General features: G+C 64.9%; 23 protein-coding genes. 7 read left to right on the plus strand and 16 right to left on the minus strand.

Annotation, left to right across the window (positions count from 1 at the left end; all coding sequences use genetic code 11):
- Positions 1–53 precede the first annotated feature (53 nt).
- A complete protein-coding gene (locus UP09_RS28040; protein WP_044541575.1) occupies positions 54–728 on the plus strand; it encodes a methyltransferase family protein in 675 nt (224 codons plus the stop codon).
- A gap of 5 nt (positions 729–733) precedes the next feature.
- On the opposite strand, the gene UP09_RS28045 is transcribed toward UP09_RS28040, so the two are convergent.
- The 10 genes from UP09_RS28045 to flgB form a co-directional block, all read right to left on the minus strand.
- On the minus strand, positions 734–1,441 hold the full coding sequence (locus tag UP09_RS28045; RefSeq protein WP_044541576.1) for a glutathione S-transferase: 708 nt from the start codon (positions 1,439–1,441) through the stop codon (positions 734–736).
- 85 nt (positions 1,442–1,526) lie between these two features.
- Positions 1,527–2,204: a lectin gene (locus tag UP09_RS28050; RefSeq protein WP_044541663.1), complete on the minus strand. Its 678-nt coding sequence runs from the start codon at positions 2,202–2,204 to the stop codon at positions 1,527–1,529.
- Positions 2,205–2,352: 148 nt separating this feature from the next.
- The gene (locus tag UP09_RS28055; RefSeq protein WP_044541577.1) at positions 2,353–3,315 is read right to left on the minus strand and encodes a Tim44 domain-containing protein; all 963 of its coding nucleotides are present in this window, start codon (positions 3,313–3,315) and stop codon (positions 2,353–2,355) included.
- Positions 3,316–3,467: 152 nt separating this feature from the next.
- On the minus strand, positions 3,468–6,038 hold the full coding sequence (gene cckA, locus UP09_RS28060; RefSeq protein WP_044541578.1) for a cell cycle histidine kinase CckA: 2,571 nt from the start codon (positions 6,036–6,038) through the stop codon (positions 3,468–3,470).
- A gap of 145 nt (positions 6,039–6,183) precedes the next feature.
- Positions 6,184–7,260, minus strand: a complete 1,077-nt coding sequence (gene flhB, locus UP09_RS28065; protein ID WP_044541579.1) for a flagellar biosynthesis protein FlhB — start codon at positions 7,258–7,260, stop codon at positions 6,184–6,186.
- A gap of 15 nt (positions 7,261–7,275) precedes the next feature.
- On the minus strand, positions 7,276–8,046 hold the full coding sequence (gene fliR, locus UP09_RS28070; RefSeq protein ID WP_044541580.1) for a flagellar biosynthetic protein FliR: 771 nt from the start codon (positions 8,044–8,046) through the stop codon (positions 7,276–7,278).
- Between the two features lie 18 nt (positions 8,047–8,064).
- The gene (gene fliQ, locus UP09_RS28075) at positions 8,065–8,328 is read right to left on the minus strand and encodes a flagellar biosynthesis protein FliQ (protein ID WP_044541581.1); all 264 of its coding nucleotides are present in this window, start codon (positions 8,326–8,328) and stop codon (positions 8,065–8,067) included.
- A 120-nt stretch (positions 8,329–8,448) separates the two neighbouring features.
- Positions 8,449–8,769, minus strand: coding sequence for a flagellar hook-basal body complex protein FliE (gene fliE / locus UP09_RS28080; protein WP_044541582.1), 321 nt, complete (start codon positions 8,767–8,769; stop codon positions 8,449–8,451).
- A gap of 30 nt (positions 8,770–8,799) precedes the next feature.
- On the minus strand, positions 8,800–9,225 hold the full coding sequence (gene flgC, locus UP09_RS28085) for a flagellar basal body rod protein FlgC (protein WP_044541583.1): 426 nt from the start codon (positions 9,223–9,225) through the stop codon (positions 8,800–8,802).
- A gap of 27 nt (positions 9,226–9,252) precedes the next feature.
- Complete coding sequence (gene flgB, locus UP09_RS28090; protein WP_044541584.1) at positions 9,253–9,663, minus strand: flagellar basal body rod protein FlgB; 411 nt, start codon at positions 9,661–9,663, stop codon at positions 9,253–9,255.
- A gap of 368 nt (positions 9,664–10,031) precedes the next feature.
- Here flgB and UP09_RS28095 point away from each other — a divergent pair, with 368 nt between their 5' ends.
- The 5 genes from UP09_RS28095 (at position 10,032) to UP09_RS28115 (ending at position 14,260) form a co-directional block, all read left to right on the plus strand.
- Positions 10,032–10,994 (plus strand): flagellar biosynthetic protein FliO, encoded by a 963-nt coding sequence (locus UP09_RS28095; RefSeq protein ID WP_044541585.1) that lies wholly within the window; start codon positions 10,032–10,034, stop codon positions 10,992–10,994.
- The gene (fliP, locus tag UP09_RS28100) at positions 10,991–11,743 is read left to right on the plus strand and encodes a flagellar type III secretion system pore protein FliP (protein WP_044541586.1); all 753 of its coding nucleotides are present in this window, start codon (positions 10,991–10,993) and stop codon (positions 11,741–11,743) included. The genes UP09_RS28095 and fliP overlap by 4 nt, the downstream gene beginning before the upstream one ends.
- Positions 11,744–11,830: 87 nt before the next feature.
- Positions 11,831–12,718 carry a hypothetical protein gene (locus UP09_RS28105; protein ID WP_044541664.1) on the plus strand — a complete coding sequence of 296 codons (888 nt, stop codon included), beginning with the start codon at positions 11,831–11,833 and terminating at the stop codon, positions 12,716–12,718.
- A 50-nt stretch (positions 12,719–12,768) separates the two neighbouring features.
- A complete protein-coding gene (locus tag UP09_RS28110; protein WP_044541587.1) occupies positions 12,769–13,920 on the plus strand; it encodes an aminotransferase class V-fold PLP-dependent enzyme in 1,152 nt (383 codons plus the stop codon).
- A 154-nt stretch (positions 13,921–14,074) separates the two neighbouring features.
- Complete coding sequence (locus UP09_RS28115; RefSeq protein WP_044541588.1) at positions 14,075–14,260, plus strand: hypothetical protein; 186 nt, start codon at positions 14,075–14,077, stop codon at positions 14,258–14,260.
- Between the two features lie 7 nt (positions 14,261–14,267).
- On the opposite strand, the gene UP09_RS28120 is transcribed toward UP09_RS28115, so the two are convergent.
- The 4 genes from UP09_RS28120 to UP09_RS28135 form a co-directional block, all read right to left on the minus strand.
- Positions 14,268–15,515, minus strand: coding sequence for a YbfB/YjiJ family MFS transporter (locus UP09_RS28120; RefSeq protein ID WP_156164811.1), 1,248 nt, complete (start codon positions 15,513–15,515; stop codon positions 14,268–14,270).
- Positions 15,516–15,580: 65 nt separating this feature from the next.
- Positions 15,581–15,820, minus strand: a complete 240-nt coding sequence (locus UP09_RS28125; protein WP_044541589.1) for a tautomerase family protein — start codon at positions 15,818–15,820, stop codon at positions 15,581–15,583.
- A 20-nt stretch (positions 15,821–15,840) separates the two neighbouring features.
- Positions 15,841–16,551 (minus strand): SDR family NAD(P)-dependent oxidoreductase, encoded by a 711-nt coding sequence (locus UP09_RS28130; RefSeq protein WP_044541666.1) that lies wholly within the window; start codon positions 16,549–16,551, stop codon positions 15,841–15,843.
- An 87-nt stretch (positions 16,552–16,638) separates the two neighbouring features.
- Positions 16,639–17,607 (minus strand): LysR family transcriptional regulator, encoded by a 969-nt coding sequence (locus UP09_RS28135; RefSeq protein WP_044541590.1) that lies wholly within the window; start codon positions 17,605–17,607, stop codon positions 16,639–16,641.
- 152 nt (positions 17,608–17,759) lie between these two features.
- Here UP09_RS28135 and UP09_RS28140 point away from each other — a divergent pair, with 152 nt between their 5' ends.
- Positions 17,760–18,977, plus strand: a complete 1,218-nt coding sequence (locus tag UP09_RS28140; RefSeq protein ID WP_044541591.1) for a serine hydrolase domain-containing protein — start codon at positions 17,760–17,762, stop codon at positions 18,975–18,977.
- Between the two features lie 54 nt (positions 18,978–19,031).
- Here UP09_RS28140 and UP09_RS28145 read toward each other — a convergent pair whose 3' ends face one another.
- A complete protein-coding gene (locus UP09_RS28145; RefSeq protein WP_210166774.1) occupies positions 19,032–19,985 on the minus strand; it encodes an alpha/beta hydrolase family protein in 954 nt (317 codons plus the stop codon).
- A 255-nt stretch (positions 19,986–20,240) separates the two neighbouring features.
- A complete protein-coding gene (locus UP09_RS28150; protein WP_044541593.1) occupies positions 20,241–20,480 on the minus strand; it encodes a hypothetical protein in 240 nt (79 codons plus the stop codon).
- Positions 20,481–20,526 lie beyond the last annotated feature (46 nt).

The raw sequence follows: 20,526 nt of genomic DNA on the forward strand, positions 1-20,526 counted from the left end.
ACGTTTGCCGGAAGACGTGCGATGATCGGTCCCTGGACTCCACGGAGCCGCCAATGATCGCCAAGCTCCTCGTGCAGAATACGCTGTTCGTCGTCGGCATGGGCGCGCTGCTGTTCGCAGCCTCCGGCACGCTGCACTGGCCAGGGGCGTGGACGTACCTGGTCGCCTCGGCCGTGATCGGCCCGGCCACCGGCCTGTGGCTCGCCAGGACCGACCCCGGACTGCTCGCCGAACGCATGCGCTTCACCGCGCGCGAGGATCAGCCCCGCGACGATAAGTGGTTCATGCTGATGTTCGTGGCGGTGGCCGTGCTCTGGTTCGTCACGATGGGGCTCGACCGCCGGTTTGGCGGCGGCATCGCCGGCGTGCCACTGATCGTCGCAGGCCTTGCGATGTATCTGCTCTCGACTGTCCTGGTCATGTGGGTGTTCCGCACCAACTCGTTTGCGTCACCGGTCGTGAAGGTGCAGGCCGAGCGTCACCATCAGGTGATCGCGACCGGTCCCTACGCGCTGGTCCGCCATCCGATGTATGCGAGCATCATGCTGTTCTTTGTCGGCGTGCCGCTCATGCTCGGCTCATGGTGGGGCCTCGCCTTCGCGCCGCTGTTCTTCCTGATGTTCGCATTCCGCACCCGCATCGAGGAGCGTACGCTGGCGGCGGGACTGCCCGGCTATGCCGACTACGCGGCGCGGGTGCGCTATCGTCTGGTGCCCGGACTTTGGTGAGAGGGTTACAAATCCAGCGCCTTGTAGCGCCGGAAGATCCCGTCCTCGTTGAACGGGATCCGCCGCTCGCTCGCCAGATACGCCTTGATGTTCGGCCGCTCGGCGACGCGGTCGTGCAGCGCGATCAGGCGCGGAACCTTTTTCTCGAACGCCTGCATCCGCTTCGGGAACGCGTAGCGCAGGCCTTCGACGATCTGGAACAGCGACAGGTCGACGTAAGTGATGCGGCGGCCAGTGACGAAGGCGCCGCCATTGGCCTTCACCAGCCCCTCGAAATAACCGAGATATTTCGGCACGCGCGACGACCAGAATTCCTCGGTGCGCTTCTTCGCCGGCGCCTTCTGGTCCTCGTAGTAGAGCGACGGGCCCAGCGGATGATGGGTATCGTGAACCTCCACCACGAAATCGGTGATGGTGAGCTGGAGCTCGTGCACCCACAATTTTCCTGCCTCCGCCTTCGGCGACAGGCCGTGGCGCGCGCCGAGATAGAGCAGGATGTTGGCGGTCTGGCCGATCACGAGTTGGCCTGCCTTGAGGAACGGCGGCGCAAATGGCGGCGTGCCCCTGTGCCCCTCCATCAGCTTCATCATCGCGCCCGTTCCGCCCTTGCCGCGGGCAACATCGTCATAGCCGGCGCCGGCATCCTCCAGCGCGAGCCTGACATATTCGCCGCGGCCCTGGATCGAGGGCCAGTAATAGAGCTGATAGCGCATGGATGAGTCCCGGAGATCATTGACGATTGATATCGCCGCGCAATCTGCGGGGCGATCGCGCAAGCGTCAACGCACCAATCCGGGATCAGTTCGCCGCGAAGCAATACAGCAGACCGTCGCCGCCGGTGCTCTTCAGATCGGCCTGCGAGCAACCGCCGTCGGGGCCGCGCGAGGGATGCGACGCATTCCACGATTTGGACGCATCGTCGTCGCGCAGACCGATGCGATCGGAATGGCCGAGCATCGCGGACCCCTGCGTGCTGCTCGTCCAGTTCTTGCAGGTGCGATCTTCGGTGGCGGCAAAGGCGGTGCCATCTCCTTGCGAGCCGGTCAGCACGTCGTGGCGGTTCGGCGTATCGCCGCGGCCGTTGATCACCTCGCCCTTTTCTGAGAGCGCGGTCTGCTTGGTGAGATTGTTCGCCCCGCTGTGCAGATCGGCGACGTCTTTTGCGATCACGACGCCCTTCACATTTTGCCACGGGCCCTTGCCGATACGGTCGCGTGCATTGATCGCGGGCTTGCCGTCGGCCGCCTGCGTCGAGAGATAAGCGTGCCACGTCTTCGGTGCGCCGAAGCCTGCGGCCTGCGCCAGCTCCTGGCAGTGATTGTCGGCACCGGCGAGCCCACCGAGATTGCCGCCATTGCCGATGCCGTTGCTGGTCACGAAGAAACTGGTGTTGGCGGTCTGGGCCTGCGCCGGCAGCGCGGCCGCGACGGCGAGCGCAAAAGCGGCGGCAACACTGATCCGGGCAATGATGGTCATCTTGTCCTCCCGATGGTTGTTATGGTTCGCTGACATCAACCCGCGGTATAGTCAGATATTCCAGTCGGGCGACGCGCAAATGACCCCCGCAAAGCAAAAGCGCCGCGGGGTGAGCCGCGGCGCTTGCATCGTCATATCAGACAACCGGTCAGTTGGTCTGCTGGATCGCCGAAAGCTCCCAGTTGCCGCCGCGCTGGCGCAGGAAGGTCCAGACCTCGGTGATCTCGGCCGGCTGCTCGCTGCCGTCGACCAGACGGCCGGTGCCACGGTCGAGCGTGGTGTCGACCAGCGAGAACCGCATCGCCACCGTCGCATATTCGCTGTCGCCTTCGCGCCAGGCTTCCGCGAGGTCGCCTTGCAGGAGCTTCGTGCCCGTCACCTTGTTGATGACGTTACGGGCCTTGTTCTGCTCGAGGTCCTTCGAGAAGTACGACACCATTTCCGGCGTCGCGAGCGTGTGCAGCTTCGCGATGTCCTCGTTCGACCAGGCCGCCTGGATATCGCTGAGCAGCCGCTCGAACGCCTCATAATCTGCAGGCGCGATCTCGACCGGCGCCTCCGATCCGCCGCCGAGACCAAGGCCGAAGCCGGAGCGTTGGCTCGGCTGCGGGCCAACGCCGGAGGCGGGACCGCCGGCATAGGCCGCGGCCGGCGTATTGCGGCGCTGCCACCACGACATCGCAAGCCGCACCACCAGCACGATCAGGCCGATCTGCAGCACCAGGCCAAGGATCGACGACAGGCCGCCGAGACCTGAGAACAGACCGCCGCCGAACAGCATGCCGAACAGGCCGGCGCCGAGGAAGCCCGCGGCCAATCCGCCGAGCAGGCCACGGCCCATGCCGCCACGGCCGAACAGGCCGCCCGAGTTGGCCGCGGCCGGCGCGGCCATACCGGGGCTGCCCGGCTGGCTGAAGGTGCGGTTCATCGGTGCCACCGTTCCCGGCGCGGTGGCGGTTGAGGGCGGCGCGGAGAAGGTGCGCGAACCGCGCGAGCCGCCGCCGCTGACGCGGGCGTCAGCCGCCGAGATGGTCATCATGACGGGCAGCGCCAGTGCCATCGCGACGGCGACCGCCCGAACAATGCCACGCGTGCGTTGCGAGAAATTCATGTTGGTTTCCTCGAGAATATCCCCGGCTTGGGGAACCGAACCCCTAAGATGGGCAGGGTCGGGTAAAAGGGAAGCGGGAAACGGGAACCGCGGCTGCGGCCCTCCGTCGCGGCAATGTGACGATATGGTCCTTGTGGAGGCGGAAGCGCGACCTATTGCGCCGCAATAGTTTCCTTCACAGCCGCAACCAGCTGGGTCAACGTGAAGGGCTTTGGCAGGAAGGCGAATTGCTGGTTCTCGGGCAGGCTCTTCTCGAAGGCATCCTCAGCATAGCCCGAGACGAAGATGATCTTCAGCTCCGGATTGCGGATGCGCATTTCCTTGAGCAGGGTCGGGCCGTCCATCTCCGGCATCACCACGTCGGAGACCACGAGATCGACCGCGCCCTGTCTTTCCTCCAGCGCTTCGATCGCCTCGACGCCGTTGGCGGCCTCGATCACGCTGTAGCCGCGCGAGCGCAAGCCGCGCGCGTTCAGCGACCGCAGACCGTCCTCATCCTCGACCAGCAGGATGGTGCCCTGCCCGGTGAGATCGGGCTTCGGCTTCGCCGCATCGGTGGCGGCAGCGGTCTCCTTCGCGGTGCCGTTGCCGGCCTGCGCGTCCGGCGCAACCTCCTGCTCCGGGCGATGCCGCGGCAGGAAAATGCGGAAGGTGGTGCCTTGGCCTGGCGCGGAATCGACATAGACGAAGCCGCCGGTCTGCTTGACGATGCCGTAGACCGTGGAGAGGCCGAGGCCGGTGCCCTTGCCGACCTCCTTGGTCGAGAAGAACGGCTCGAAGATCTTGTCGACGATATCGGCCGGGATGCCGGTGCCGGTATCCGATATCTCGATCTTGACATAATCCGCCGCCGGCATGCCCTTGTTGGCGAGCTGCGCGGCCTGTTCGGTCGGCACATTCGACGTGCGGATGATCAGCTTGCCGCCGTCGGGCATCGCGTCGCGCGCGTTCACCGCAAGGTTGACGACGACCTGCTCGAACTGCGAGACGTCGACCTTGATCGGCCACAGGTCGCGGCCGTGCACGAGGTCGAGCTTGACCTTTTCGCCGATCAGCCGGCGCAGCAGCATGGTGAGATCAGAGAGCGCGTCGCCGAGATCGAGCACCTGCGGCCGCAGCGTCTGACGGCGCGAGAACGCGAGCAGCTGCCGTACCAGCGTCGCGGCGCGGGTCGCATTCTGCTTGATCTGCATGATGTCCTGGAACGACGGGTCGGTCGGCTTGTGCGCGTTCAGCAGGAAATCGTTCGCCATCATGATGGCCGAGAGCACGTTGTTGAAGTCGTGCGCGATACCGCCGGCGAGCTGGCCGACCATCTCCATCTTCTGCGACTGGTTGATCTGGTTTTCCAGCGCGCGCCGCTCGGTGGTCTCCAGCATGTAGACGATCGCGGTCTCGGCGTCGCGCTCGTCCTTCTCAACCAGGGTGACGAAGAACTGGGCGGAGCGCTCCTTGGGCCCGTCGAGCATCACCTCGACCGGTGCGATGTCGCCCTGCCCCTCCGCGGCCTGGTTGATCGCCGCGATCAAGAGGCCACGGTCGCGCGGATTGACCGCACGGAAGATCGACTTGGCGGCGCCGCCTTCGCCGTTCAGGCTCTGGGCGAGCTTGGCATAGCGGGCGTTGGCGCCGACCACGTTGCCGCCGCGGTCGACGGTGGCGATCGCCATCGGGGTGTGGTCGAAGAACCGCATGAAGCGCACTTCGGCGGCGCGTTCGGGATCGGAACGCTCGTCGCGCGCCCTGCTGATCACCAGCGTGCGCGAGGCCCCCGCGGCGCCATCGGCGCCGAAGGCGAGCTTATGATAGAGCCGCACCGGCAAGGTCTTGCCGCCGCGCATGCGCAGGTCGATGTCGAACACCTCGGTCTTGACCTCGCCCGGCACCGGCACAATCGAGGTCAGCAGCGATGCGCCATCGCCGGAGACGATGTCGGTCAGCTTCAACCCGCCCGAGCCGATCTCGGCGAGGTCATAGTCGAGCCAGTTGGCCAGCGTCGCGTTGACGTAGGCGATCTCGCCGGCCGGATTGACCGAGAAGAAACCGCAGGGCGCGTGGTCGAGATATTCGATCGCGTGTTGCAGTTCCTGGAACACGTCCTCCTGGCGCTCGCGATCCCGGGTGATATCGGCAACCGACCACACCGAATATCTCGCTTCGCGTTTGGTCTGGCCGAGCGGCCGCACCCGAAGCCGCAGCCAGCGGCCCTGATCGCCGTCATGGCCGGCGATGCGGACCTCCTCCTGCTGCCGCTTGCCCTCGCGCGCCGCCTTCAGCAGGCGGAACACCGCCTCCGAGACATCCGGGTTGCCGATGAAGACGCGCTCGACGGGACGGACGTCCTGAGGTGAGGCCGCGCCGGTCAGCGTCAGATAGGCGGCATTGGAATAGACCACATGGCCGCGCGAGTCGGTCACCGCGAGCCCGTCATGGGCATGGTCGGCGATCCGCCCCATGACGGGATCGTCGGAGGCGCGGTCGGAGAAGCGGATGATGCCGGCGGCGAAGGCGAACAGGTTGAACAGCCCGACCGTGGCCAGCAGCGCCAGGACGCCGAGGATATAAGGCTGCGCCTGGCTGCGGCCGATGGTCATCAGCCAGACCGCGACCGCGACGATACCTGCCGCGATCAAGAGCACCAGCACGATGCTGCCGCCGCGCCGCACCGGTCCGTGAGCCACGAACGGCTCGGTCGCGGGATGATCGTTGGTTTCGGCGGTCATCTGGAGAGACATGGCTCGTCGGCATCGCTGGGGCGCCCGGACCGGCCGCCCACCCCTGAGTGCCTGAATCGGACCCGAAAACGCAAGTACATCAGGACGCAAATCTACAAGTTACGGGCATTTCAAGCGGATATCTGTCCTGTTTTCACGAACGCAGCCCGGACAGCCCGCGCTTCAGCTTCATCACGTAACCGATGATTTCGGCAACTGCATGATAGTGCTCGACCGGGATTTCCTCGTCGATTTCGACGGTGGCATAGAGGGCGCGGGCCAGCGGCACGTTCTCCACGATCGGAATGTCGTGCTGCTTGGCGATGTCCCTGATCCTGAAGGCGACATTGTCGACGCCCTTGGCGACGCAGACCGGCGCCGACATCTTGCCCCGATCATAGTGCAGCGCCACCGAGAAATGGGTCGGGTTGGTGATGATCACTGAGGCCTTGGGAACCTGGGCCATCATGCGCTTCCTGGCGCGCTGGGCCCGCATCTGCCTGATCTTGCCCTTGATATGCGGATCGCCTTCGGACTGCTTGAACTCGTCCTTGATCTCCTGCAGCGACATCTTGTGCCGCTCGTACCAAGTCTGGTACTGGAAGAAAAAATCGCCGATCGCAACCACCGCCAATACGGCCACGACTGCGCCCAGCAGTTGCACGGTCAAGCTGGTGATGGCGGGCAGCAGTTCGGCCGGGTCGACGCGCATGAAGGCTTCCATGCGAAGGCGCTCGGGCCACAGCACCGCGACCATGACGGCGCCGAGCGCGATCAGCTTGAACAGGCCTTTCAGGAAGTTCGCCGCCGCCTGCTTGCCGAACAGCCGCTTGAAGCCGGCGGCCGGCGAGATCTTGGAGAATTTCGGTTTCAGATTCTCTCCCGACCACACCAGGCGGTGCTGGATCATGTTGCCCGCGATCGCGGCCAGCGCCAGCATCAGGAACGGGACGCCGATCGCGGCAACCACGGCATAGCCGAGCGTCCGGGTCAGATCGAGGAGCCCGGCGCCGTCGGTGTGGATCATCCATGAATTGGCGAGCAGGTTCCGCAGCGGCATCAGGATGCCCCCGCCGATCGAGCTGGAAAACGTCGACAGCACCAGCGTGGCGCCGGCAATCATGAACCAGGTATTGACCTCCTGGCTCTTGGCGACATCACCCTTGTCATGCGCCTCGTCGAGACGTTTTTGCGTAGGGTCTTCTGTTTTGTCGTCGCTATCGTCGGCCATGGTCGCTCCTGCCCGCTAGTTCATTGGAGCAAGCTGGCGCATGACGCCGATGAAGTAATCGAGATAGGTGCCCATCATCGCGGCAAGCACGACACCGAAGATCAGGAAACCGGCCAAGATAGTAAGCGGCACGCCGACGAAGAAGACCTGCATCTGCGGCATCAGGCGCGCCAGCACGCCGAGCCCGATATTGAAGACGAGGCCGAACACCAGGAACGGCGCCGACAGCTGCAGGCCGATCTTGAAGGCGGCGGCGAACGCGCTGGTCGCAAGCGAGGCGACATCACCGGTCGGCACCACCTCGCCCGGCGAGAAAATGCGGTAGCTCTCGCTGATCGCCGCGATGACGAGATAGTGGCTGTCGGTGGCGAACAGCAGCGTAATGCCGAGCATGGTGAGGAAGTTGCCCATGATCTGGCCCTGCTGACCCTGGGTCGGATCGACGGCGGTGACGAAGCCGAGGCCGAGCTGCTGGGCGATCACGGAGCCGGCGACCGTCAGCGCCGACAGCGTCACGCGCGCGGTCGCGCCGAGCACGATGCCGATGACGAGCTCATGCAGCATCAGCACAATGAGCGAGGCCATCGACGTCAGGTCGACATGATAGGCATTGCGATGCAGCGGCAGCATGATCAGCGTCAGCAGCAGCGCGATCGAAAGCTTCACCCGGGTCGGGATATTGGACTCGCCGAAACCCGGCAACAGCATCACCATCGCGCCCACGCGCGCGAACACCAGCATGAAGGTTGCGGCCAGCGCCGGCAGCAGGGAGACGTCGATGCGCATGACCGGGACATTACTGCATCAACCGCCGATGATTCGCGACGAAATCCGCATCATATGGGCGCTTAGCTGGTCCGCCATGAACGGCAGCGACAGCAGCAATGTGACGAAGATCGCGAGAATCTTCGGCACGGCGACCAGGGTCTGTTCCTGGATCTGCGTCAGTGCCTGGAACAGCGACACCACCACGCCGACCACGAGGCCGACCACCAGCATGGGCGACGACACCACCACAATGGTCCAGATCGCATCGCGCGCCACGTCGAGAGTTTCAGGGCCGGTCATTGTTGTTCTCGCTGCTGTTGTTTGCACCGTCGTTCCGGGGCGATGCAAAGCATCGAACCCGGAACCTCGAGATCCCGGGTTCGATGCTGCGCATCGCCCCGGGATGACGTCCTACGGACGTCAGATCGACATCTTCATGATGTCTTCGTAGGCCTGGATCACGCGGTCGCGGACCGAGACCAGCGTCGACACCGCGACGTCGGTTTCCGCAACCGCCGTCACCACGTCCATCACATTCCCCTTGCCCGAGGCCATCGCCATGGTTTGCGTATCGGACTTCTGGCCGGTCTCCATCACGCTGCCGACGGCATCCTTGACGAGCGCGCTGAACGACGGGCCGCCCGCGCCGGCCGTGGCCTGGCCGGCCTTCTCGGCTCCGCCGCGCTCCATCATCTTGGCGAGGCTGGCATATGCGTTGGCGGCGACTGTCGGTGAGGCCATGATTTACGATCCCTGTGTTGTTCTGTTGCGTCAGGATTTGAGGATGTCGAGCGTGCGCTGGATCATCCGCCGCGTCGCGCTGATGATGTTGAGGTTCGCCTCATAGGAGCGCTGGGCATCCCGCATGTCGGTCATTTCGACGATTGAATTGACGTTGGGGTATTTGACGTTACCGGCGGCGTCCGCCGCCGGATTGCCCGGCTCGTGCTTGATGGTGAACGCCGTCCGGTCGGGGCGCACCTTGCCGAGCGACACCGTCTGGGCGCCGAGCGTGCGATCGAGCGCCGATGAGAAGGTCGGCACCTTCCGGCGGTAGGGATCGCCGCCCGCTGTCTGCGCGGTCGAATCGGCGTTGGCGATGTTCTCCGAGATCACACGCATACGGCCCGACTGCGCGCGCAGGCCCGATGTCGCGATGCTCATCGAGCGGGTGAAGTCGCTGATCTCGTCTGCCATGCTGTCCTCCTGCCGCCCCTACGCGGCCTAGCCCTTGCCGATCGCGGTCTTCAAGAGATGCAGGCTCTTGCTGTAGAGCGAGGTGACCGCCGCGTAGTCCATCTGATTGGCGGACACTTTCAGCATCTGGTCTTCGAGATTGACCGCGTTGCCGGCCGGCCGGGTCTGGAAGCCGCTCTTGCCGCGGTCATTGTCGAAGGTCTCGGGGGCGCCCGAGGCCGTCATGTGGGTGCCACTGGTCTGCATCATCGCCAGTGATCCGACGCCGCCGCCGGTCGTGGAGCCGGCTCGGTCGAATGTCGGTTCGACCAGATCGCGCGGCCGGAAGTTGGGCGTGTCGGAATTGGCGACGTTCTCGGAGAGCACCCGCTGGCGTTCCTGGTGCCACTGCATCTTGGTGCGCAGCGCCGACAGGATCGGTAGATCGTTCATGGCCATGGGCGCCACTCCGTTAACCTCTTGGACAACCCCTTGGCCCTCCCGAGGTAGGCAGAATTTGCCCGGTGCATGGTTAACAGCTGGTTAAAATGCGGATATCAGCCGTGGAGAACGCCACAACCGTGGCTCGCGAGCGCATTTTCGCCATGAAAGCTGCGTTAACCAGCGCGGATCAAGGCAGCGTGGGGCGCCGAGAAGTCGTTTTGGGACAGGCGATTCTTGGTCTATTAATAGAACGCTCGGCTGTAAGCCGTGGGGAATTAAGCAATATGGCGAGTCTCGGGCGCGATTCGCTGCGCGATCCGCGATCAGTCTGCGCTCGCTGACGGCGGAAGCTGAGGAAGGCCACCATGGCCGGGGACTCCAGTATGCAGGCACCACTTACATTCATCCTCGCGTTCGTCGTCGTGCTGGTGCTGATCGGCGTCGCCGCATGGCTCGTGCGCCGCTTCGGCAGCAGCCGTCTTGGCGCCAACGCCAATCGCGGGCGGATGCCGCGGCTCGCGGTGATCGACGCTGCCGCCGTCGACGGCCGGCGCCGCCTCGTGCTGGTCCGCCGCGACAATGTCGAACATCTCCTGATGATCGGCGGGCCCAGCGACATCGTCGTGGAACCCAACATCGTCCGCGCCGCGCCCGGCCGCGATCAGATGTCGACCCGGCCGGCGGTTGCCGCCGACGCAGCGCCGCCGCGGGTCGCGCCGCTCCCCGATGCGGCCTGGGATGGCGACAGCGCCCGCGACATCTTCGATCATCCCGAACCGCAACTGCCGGATCCGCCGCAGCGTCCAGCCCGCCCGGCCTTTGCCGACGAGGTCCGCCGGCCCGCAGCCGCAGCAGAGCGCCGCAACGATCCGCTCGCCGGCTTCACGCCCGATCTGATCGGGAGCAGGCCCGAGCGCGGCGAACCGCGCCCCGATCCGATGCCGCCGCGCTTGCCGCGCGCCGAGCCCGCAATGCCCCGTCCACCGCGCGCCGCTGAGCCGCCGAAGGCGCCGCCGCCGCTACGGGCGCCCGAGCGTGCCGTGGCACCGCCACCACCACCTGCTCCGCCGCCGCCCGCCGCGGCTCCGACACCGCCGGCCCCCCCGGCTCCGCCAGCCGCATCGAACGCCGACGCCAATCTCGCCGAGATGGCGCAACGGCTTGAAGCCGCACTGCGCCGTCCGTCCGCTGCTGGTGACACCCTCGCGCCGCCGGTCGCACCCGAAGCGCCGGTCATCCGTCCGGCCCGCAGCGAACCGCCAGCGCCCGCTCCGCAGAAGAGCGGGTTCGAAAATCTCGAAGACGAGATGGCGTCCCTGCTCGGCCGACCGAAGACCCCTTCGTGAGGTCCGGGACAGTCCCGCGTAGAGTTTTTTTCATCGCTGTTCTGATTGCCGCCGGATCGCTCGCCGATCCGGCGGTCGCGCAGGATATCAGCATCAATCTCGGCGGCGGCAATGGCGGCGTCACCGAGCGCGCGATCCAGCTGATCGCGCTGCTTACGGTGCTCTCGATCGCACCGTCGGTCCTGATCATGATGACGTCGTTCACGCGCATCGTGGTCGTGCTGTCGCTGCTGCGCACCGCGCTCGGCACCGCGACCGCGCCACCGAACTCGGTGATGATTGCGCTCGCGATGTTCCTCACCGCCTTCGTGATGGGGCCGGTGCTGCAGAAATCCTATGACGACGGCATCAAGCCCTTGGTCGCCAACCAGATCGGCGTCGAGGAAGCCCTGCAACGCGCCTCCGGACCGTTGCGCGGCTTCATGCAGAAGAACGTGCGCGAGAAGGACCTGAAACTGTTCATGGACCTGTCCGGCGAACCGCCGCCGGCGACGCCGGACGAGATGTCGCTGCGCATCCTGGTGCCGGCCTTCATGATCTCCGAGCTGAGGCGCGCCTTCGAGATCGGATTCCTGCTGTTCCTGCCGTTCCTGATCATCGACCTCGTGGTCGCCTCGGTCCTGATGTCGATGGGCATGATGATGCTGCCGCCGGTCGTGGTCTCGCTGCCCTTCAAGTTGATCTTCTTCGTCCTGGTCGACGGCTGGTCGCTGGTCGCCGGCAGCTTGGTGCAGAGTTACGGGGGGTAGCCCCCCGTAACATTCATGGCCTGGTCGCTGGATCGGCCGCCGCATTCGACTATCATGCGCGGCATCGCATCCTCCGGATCCACGCCCATGCAGCAGCCATTCGACCGCGCCGCAGAAGATCTCGGCAATTCGATCCATCTCGAGCATGTCAACGTGCAGGTACCAGACCAGCGCCCGGCGACGCTGTTCTATGTCGCCGGCATCGGACTGACCCGCGATCCCTATCTGATGGTGTCGGACAGCAACATGTGGGTGAATGTCGGCCGCAGCCAGTTTCATCTGCCGAGCGGCCGGCCACAGGTGCTGCGCGGCCATACCGGACTCGTGATCGCGGGGCGGCAGGCGCTGCTCGACCGCCTGGCTTCGGTTGCGCCCAAGCTCGAAGGCACCGCATTCACGTATCGTGCGCGCAACGATCATGTCGAGGCCACCTGCCCCTGGGGCAATCGGCTACGCTGCTATGAGCCGGATGCCGGCCGTTTCGGGCGCGTCTCGCTCGGCATCCCCTATGTCGAATTCGAGGTGCCGCACGGCACCGCTGAGGCAATCACCCGCTTCTATCCCGAGATTATGGGCATTCCCGCCAGTCTCGCGGACGATGATGGCGCAGTGGCGCGCGTCAAGGTCGGCAAGGATCAGGTTCTGCAATTCCGCGAGAGCGATCGGGCGCAGCCGGAGTTCGACGGCCACCATGTCCAGATCTACATCACGGACTTCTCCGGCCCCTACCGGCGGCTGCGCGAGCGCGGGCTGGTCTCGCGCGAGGACAATCAGTACCAATACCGCTTCTGCGACATCGTCGATCCCGCCGATGGCCGGCATCTGTTCACCGTCGAGCACGAGGTGCGCAGCGCCACGCATCCGATGTATCTGCGGCCACTGATCAATCGCAATCCGGCGCAAACCAACCGCACCTTCGCGCACGGCCACGAGCAGGCGCCGTGGGCGATGGGGCCGGACCAGTACGACGGATAAATGTCCGGCCTGCGCCGACGCACCTTCAGCAAACGCAACAACGAGCCGACATGCTTCCTTCACAGCGCCATCTGTTCGAGATTCCACCCGACATCTGCTACCTGAATTCGGCATCCAGCGGCGCGCTGCCGCGCACAACGCTCGACGCCGGCCGCGCCGCGGTCGGACGGAAAGGCCAACCCTGGACACTCGGTGCCGGCTTCGACAGCCGCCAGTATGAACGCGCCCGCGCGGCGGCAGCACGTCTGATCAATGCCGATGCCGGCGACATCGCGCTGATCCCGTCGATCAGCTACGGCGTCGCGACGGCGGCAAAGGTGCTGACTGTTCCGCGCGGCGCGCGCGTCATCGTGCTGGAGAACGATCACTCCTCGCCGGTGCTGGAATGGCATGCCCGCGCCGAGGCGCAAGGCTTCGTCATCGAGACCGTGCGCCAGCCCGCCGACGGCGACTGGACCTCGGCGGTGCTCACCGCGATCGAGCGGTCAGGCGCGCCGCCGGTCGGCCTCGCCTCGATCTCGTCGGTGCACTGGTCGGACGGCGGCCTGATCGACGTCGACAAGGTGCAGGCGGCGCTGCGGCGGCATGGCGCAATGTTGGTGATCGATGCGACGCATGGCGCGGGCGTCGTGGCGATGGACGTCAAGCAACTCGACCCTGATGCGGTGATCTTCCCGACCTATAAGTGGCTGATCGGCCCCTACGGCCGCGCCTTCCTCTACATGGCGAAACGCCATCACAACGGCGTGCCGCTGGAGCAGACCGCCGCCGGACGCCGCAACGTGAATTCCGAGAACCCGGTCTATTTCGGCGATCTCGGCTATGTCGACAACGCGCGGCGTTACGACATGGGCGAGCGCGATTATTACATCTCGCTGGAGATGGCGTCGATCGGCATGGAGATGATGGCGGACTGGGGCGCGGCCGCCGTCGTCGAGCGGCTCGCGATGCTCACGCAACGGATCGCCGATGGCGTGCGCGACCTCGGCGTCAGCGTGCTGGATCGCCGCCTGCGCGCGCCGCATATCCTCAGCCTCGGCATGGCCGGCGGCATATCGAAAGACCTGATCGCGCAGCTTGGCGCCGAGAACATCCATGTCGCGCTGCGGCTCGGCCGGATGCGCATCTCGCCGCACGTCTTCAACGACGAGGCCGACGCCGACCGCTTCATCGCGGTCCTGGCGAAGCAACTGCGCGGTTAACGATTCGTAAAGTGCGAACCGTGCGCCTTGCGCCAACCATTCGTTCATCACGATGGTGATTGTTCCAGGGCGCGGCGGCGCCAAACGTGACCTGCTTCACATCTCGCGCGACGTCCCCCGTGCTTTCGTAATGCGAAGCATGTGGGGGACGCCAATGCAGAAATTCATCGAAGAGCTGGACAGCGGCGACCGCCGCGTTGCCAACAACTGGACGATCGTCGCGTTCAGCCTCTACGGATCGATCCTGGCAAGCCTCGCCATATATGCCGCGGTCGAGCACAACCGAGACATCGGCCTCGCCGCCGCCGATGTCTCGACCCCGGCGCAAGCGCAACATTAGCTGGCGATCAGGCCGGACGATTGCGTGTCGCCGTGAGCCCGGCGACGAGATCGAGTGCCAGCGCCGCGGCCACCGCTACCGCACCGATCACGAACAGCAACGTATAGTCGCCGCCGCTTTGCGTAAACAAATAGGACATCCCGTAGGCGCCGGCCGCCTGGAACAGTGCGAACGTCGTGGTAGCCTGCGCCCACACGGTGCGCTGGCCGGCGGCGCAATGCGGGATCAGCTCGTGGATGCGGCCGATCACCAGCGGCACGATGCCGGGCGTGAAGCCACCGACGATGATGCTGGACACGATCAGCACGGCGAGTGATGAACTCACCGCAGGCATCGCGACGGCCACGGCTTCAACCAGGAAGCCGACGCGAAGCGCCGCGGCGAAGCCGGCGCGATCGGCGAGATGCCCGGTCAACAGCGGGCCGATGACGGCGCCGAGGCCGTACAGCACCCAGTAATGCGATCCTGCCGCGATCCCCTGCCCAAGTCCGCGGGCCACGAAATCGACCAGGAAGACCATGTGGGGCACCAGCGCCAGCGCGTTGAGGCCGTACTCGACGCACAGCATCAGCACCATCAGCGACCTCGTGCCATGCGCCGCCACATGATGCGCCTCGCCGCCCTGCGCCGCAGGCGCCTCTGATGGCCACGCCTTCCAGCTGATCAGCGTCAGCACCGCCGACAGCACACCGAGGCCGACCCAGGCCTGCGTGACGCCCTGCTGCAGCAACAGCGGAACCAGCGTGCCCGACGCTGCGACGCCAAGCCCGACACCGGCGAAAATCACGCCGCCGACAAAGCCGCGCTTGCTCGGCGCGATGTGCGGCAGGATGGTCGATGCCGCCAGCACCATGATGACACCGCCGGTGACGCCGGCGAGAAAGCGGAAGCCGAAGAACCAGATGAAAGAAATCGGCACCGCGCAGGCAAAGCAGCAGAGCGCGGCAAGTAGCATCATGCTGCGCAGTGCCCACACCGAGCCGATGCGCGACCCGAGATCGCGGGCGATCAGCGCGCCGGCGAGATAGCCGGCGAGGTTGGCGGCGCCGAGATAAACGGCTTCCGATGGCGTGAACCATTTTGCCGCGATTAGCGCCGGGATCAGCGGCGTATAGGCAAAGCGCGCGAGCCCCAGCCCGACCAGCGAGGCGCAAAGTCCTGCGGCTGCAGACAGCCACACCGACCCGCCCGCATCCTGCGGCGCCGAGTGATGGCGCCGGCGATGATGATCGACATTGGTCCCGGACATCGACATCGGTTAAACCCTTCGGCAGATCGTGAAAAATGATTAGTTCCGATCGCTGCGATCGTTCGCAGCGATCACGGCTTGCGCATCGCTGCGAGCCTCTCGCGATACGCGAGCACCGGCAGTCCGCCCCAGCCCCAATTGTCAGTGTCGACCTCCTCGATGACGACGAAGGTCGATTCCATGGGCTTGTTGAGCACGTCGCGCAGCAGCTCGCTGGCGCCCTTGATCAGAGCGGCCTTCTGCTCCGGCGTGGTGGACGACGCCCCTGGCGCCGTCCCCTCACGCGTAACCTGAACGGTGACGATAGGCATGACACGCTCCCGATCATGCGCTAGCGGCCGGCGCTCTGGCCGCCGTCGACATGCAGGATCTCGCCGGTGACGAAGCCCGCAGTCTCCAGGAACAGCACGGCGTCGACGATGTCCTTGACCTCGCCCATCCGGCCGACTGGGTGCAACTTGGCGAGAAAATCATGGGTCGCGGGGGCATGCATCGGCGTCTTGATGACGCCGGGCGCAACCGCGTTCACCCGAATGCCCTTGGCGGCATATTCGATCGCCAGCGACTTGGTCGCCGCGTTCAACCCGCCCTTGGTCAACGACGCCAGCACGGAGGGAACGCTGCTGCTGGCATGATCGACGAGGCTGGTCGTCATCTGCACGATGTGCCCCGAGCCCTGCTTCACCATCTCCTTCGCCACGCGCCGCGTGATGTAGAAGAAGCCGTTGAGATTGATCGCGAGGATCGACGCATAGTCATGGTCGGTATAATCGGTGAACGGCTTTGCGATGAAGATGCCGGCATTATTGACCAGCGTATCGATGCGGCCGAAGCGATCCAGCGCTTGCGCAACGATGCGGTCCGCGGTCGCGGGATCGCCGATGTCGCCTGCCACCGCCAGGACATCAGGGTCGGAGGACGGCTTGATGCCGCGCGAATTGGCGACGACACGATAGTTGCGATCGCGATAGGCCTTGACCAGCGCCTCGCCGATCCCCTGCGATGCGCCCGTAATGACGGCAACCTTCTGTTCTGCACCCATGATCTCTCTCCATCGGTTGGTGAAGCGGCTCAGCGCCGTTTCGATGGAGATCAACCTAGATACATGCGCTATCCGCGCGAATGCCCGCTATTCGGCAGACACTCTTCCGCGCCGCGAATGAATGGCGCCGGCATTGCGGCTGGCCTCGCGCGTCAGCCGCTCGAAATAGCGTTTCAGCCGCGGCACGGCAAAATCGGCGAAGGCACGCACCTTCGGCACGTCGAAGCGTCCTTGCGGCGCGAGCAGATGCACCGGCAGTGGCGGATGCTCATCCTTCGCCAGCAGGATCTGCAGTCGGCCGTCGCGGATTTCCTCGGCGATGTGATAGGAGAACAGCCGGGTGATGCCGTGCCCTTCCGCGGCCGAGGCGACCGCCGCGCGCACCGTGTTGACGACAAGCCTTGGCGTGAACTGGATCGCGCGCGCGACCTTCGATTTCCTTGATGGCGGGAAGCTCCAGGAATCGATTCCGAAATGCGTCATCGCGATGATCCTGTGCTTTGCCAGGTCCGCCGGCTCGCTGATATCAGGATGTTGCGCGAGATAGCCGGGTGACGCCGCCACCACGCGGCGCACCTCGCCGAGCCTGATCGCCACGAAATTGGAGTCGGCGAGATGGGCGATGCGCAGCGCGACGTCGATCCCCTCGTCGATCAGGTTCACGGTGCGGTCGAGCATCACGAGCCGCACCGTGACCGCCGGATATTCCGCCATGAAGGCATCGAGCACCGGCCGCAGTACGTCTTCACCCGTGACCACGGGGGCCGTGATCGTCAGCGTGCCGCGCGGCGCGGTCCGTTCGCCGCCGGCAAGAATGTCGGCTTCCTCGAGCTCGGAGAGGATCCGGCGACAGGCTGCCGCGTAGCGCTGGCCCGCCTCGCTCAGTTTCAGCGACCGCGTGGTGCGGTGAAGCAGCTCGGCGCCGACATGATGTTCAAGGAACGCGATCGCCCGGCTGACCGCCGCCGGCGACCGCCGCAGCCGCCGCCCCGCGCCGGCGAGGCTGCCTTCGTCGACGGCCGCGACAAAGACCTTCATGGCGTCGATGCGGTCCATACTCTTTCTCGTTTGAGGAAATGATTGAACGGAGGTTACGGGCGCGCCGGGCAAATGGCAACGAACCACCATCGACGCCCTCGCGGCGTTGCGGCGTTGCGGCGGCATTGACGTGGCGATAGATTGCGACTGATCATGCCGACGGAGGCACCATGGTGGTCAGCAAATGCGCGGCGCTCATGCTCACAGCGGGCCTGATGATCCTCGCGGCTTCGGGCGCACAAGCGGATTCACCACGGACTGCGAGGATCCAGACGGCCCTGGAAGCATGGTTGGCCGACCGCGGTTCGGCTGAGAAGGTCACGGGCGTCGCTGCCTATGTCAGCTTCGGGGATACCGGTCCGGCTATCGAGGCGTTCGCCGGAAAGGTCGGCAGCGCTCCACAGGACGCGCCGGTTCGCCAGGGCACGCTGTTCCAGATGGGCAGCACATCGAAGTCCTTCACGGCGGCTTTGATCCTGAAGCTTGAGGCCGCGGGCCAGTTGTCGATCGACGACCCGCTCGGCAAATGGCTTCCGCAATATCCGGCGTGGAAGGCGGTGACCATCCGGCGCCTCCTCAACATGACGAGCGGTATCCCGAACTACTCCGAGACCGAAGCCATGTCCCGCATCTGGGTCAACGAGCCCACGCGCGATCTGACTGCCGAAAATCTGATCGAGCTCGCCTATCCCACCGGGAGCGGCGATCTGCCCAACAGCAGCGGTTACCACTATTCGAACACCAACTACATCCTCGCAGGCATGATAGCGGCGAAGGTTGCCGGCCAGTCCTATCGTGACCTCGTGCACCAAATGATCATTGAAGCGGTCGGGTTGGACAGCACGTTCTACGAAAGCGGCGCGTATCCGGCCGCCGTGACCGATCGCCTTGCACACGGCTATTTCGATAATCCGGCCTGCGCCGATTATCAACCCAAATGCGTCAAGTCCTGGAATCTCGCGCTGATCGGCCGTGACATCAGCTCCATGAGCACCTCATGGGCGCAGGCGGCAGGTGGCGCAATCGCCGACGCGCGCGATGTCGATCGCTGGATGCGCGCCGTGTTCGGGGGACGCGTGGTGCCGCCGAAGCAACAGGCGGAATGGATGGAGCTGGTATCGATCAAGACCGGCGAGCCGATCGCAGACGTCACGACGGACGACCCGCGCGGATTCTCGCTCGGCCTCGGCAGGGCCGTCCTCGGGTCGATTGGCTCGCACTGGTTCTACCAGGGTGAGACGCTCGGCTACCGGACGCTCTATGTGTGGTTCGAAAAAAACGATCTCATGATCACGCTGCAGACGAACTCGCAGCCCGCGGCCGAGGCAGACAAGCTCCATGACCTGGTCGGTGTCGTCTATGACATCGTGCGGAGTGACGCGAAGTAGCGGCCGACGAACAACGTTAGCCCGGTCGTCCAACGCAAGAGTGGAGATTGCGTTTCATTTCGGGCTCTCTCGCCGCACATTGAGGTTCGAATCGAAGAACTGCAACGCGGCGTTGCCGATGTGATCGTGCAGCTTGACCCTATCCACGCCGGGGGCATCATTGCAGGCATCGGGAAAATTGTCGCGCCCGACCTGGTCGCACTCGTTGCCGAAGATCTCGTGGCTGACCGGACCGGGCATCACGTCCAACTGCGCATGCGGGATGTATTTCGCAGCGAAGCCGGCATTGTCATCTGATGGTGTTGTGGTGTCACCGGCTCCGACGATCAGGTAGGTCGGGATCGCCATCTGCCGCAGCCCGGCCTCGTCCATGCCGAACCCCCTGATATCGCCAGGAGCCATCGCAAAGGCGGCGCGCACCCGATCGTCGCGCAGGTCGCGCGCGGGTTCGGCATCAACGCTCATCTGCTCGCGGATATAAGCCGGCACCGTCTCGTTGGTCTTCCAGCCGCGCTGGAAACGAACGAAAAGGTCGGGATTCACCTTGGCACCGCCAATCCAGAGCGAGGTGAATCCCCCCTGTGAATGTCCGGCCACGCCGATCTGGTTTGGATTGATGTGCGATCCCCAGACCTTGTCTTGAAGAAGATGGGAGATATCGAGGCTGAGATCGTGCGGCCGCTGCCAGATCCGGTTGCGCACGTAGAGCGCGCTCGAATCATAGGTATTGGCCCGGAAGTGATACAGCATTGCCACGAGATAGCCGTGGGAGGCGAGATATTCGCCGAACCACGCATAAAGCGCGCCGTTGCCGCCTGCCCCGTGCGAGAACATGACGAGCGGGTGCTTCAGACCATCGGACACGACTGGCGCGTCCTTGTACAAGTGCAAGTTGACGGCGAGGTGCATCTTGAAAGGAACGGCGGCCGGCGCCGGAGCGGCCGGATAGATCAGCATCAAGTTCAACGGCCGGCCGTCGGAAGCGTCGACATATTCGAGCTGTGTCATCCCGACAGGATACGGAGCTGCCCGGAGCACGTCTTGCGCCAGGGCCCGCGTCGGCCCGGTCAGAGAACCGCAATAGACTCCGAGGCAAACGATGACGCCGGAAAGCAAGCGAGTGAGACCATTTCGGCGCAGCTGGATTGTTCGCATGTCTCGCCCCTTCGCATGTCTTGCCCTTAGATGTCTTGCCCTTAGATATCTTGCCCCTTCGATTGGCTCCACATCGTCAGACCAACGGGAAGGTAGGGGCTGAGGCCGTTAGTCATTCTTCACATCATACTGCTTGCTGAGGTGATCGCCGATCTGCACCAGCATCGCGACGCATTCGGGATAGCCGGGCTTGGCCACCGTGGCGTCCTCGGCGCTGGCGCGGAATTCCCAGCTGTCGCCGTCGCGGAGGACCGAGATATCGATGCCATCAGGGCAGTCGGCGTGCACCTTCAATTCGACGCGCGCCATCGCGATCAGTTCGGCTTCGGTCTTGATCGGTTTGCTCATGTGACGGCTTCCTCCCGGCGCTTTCCAGTTTGCGCCGAGGTTGCCG

Source organism: Bradyrhizobium sp. LTSP885 (assembly GCF_000938305.1).
Taxonomy (GTDB): domain Bacteria; phylum Pseudomonadota; class Alphaproteobacteria; order Rhizobiales; family Xanthobacteraceae; genus Bradyrhizobium.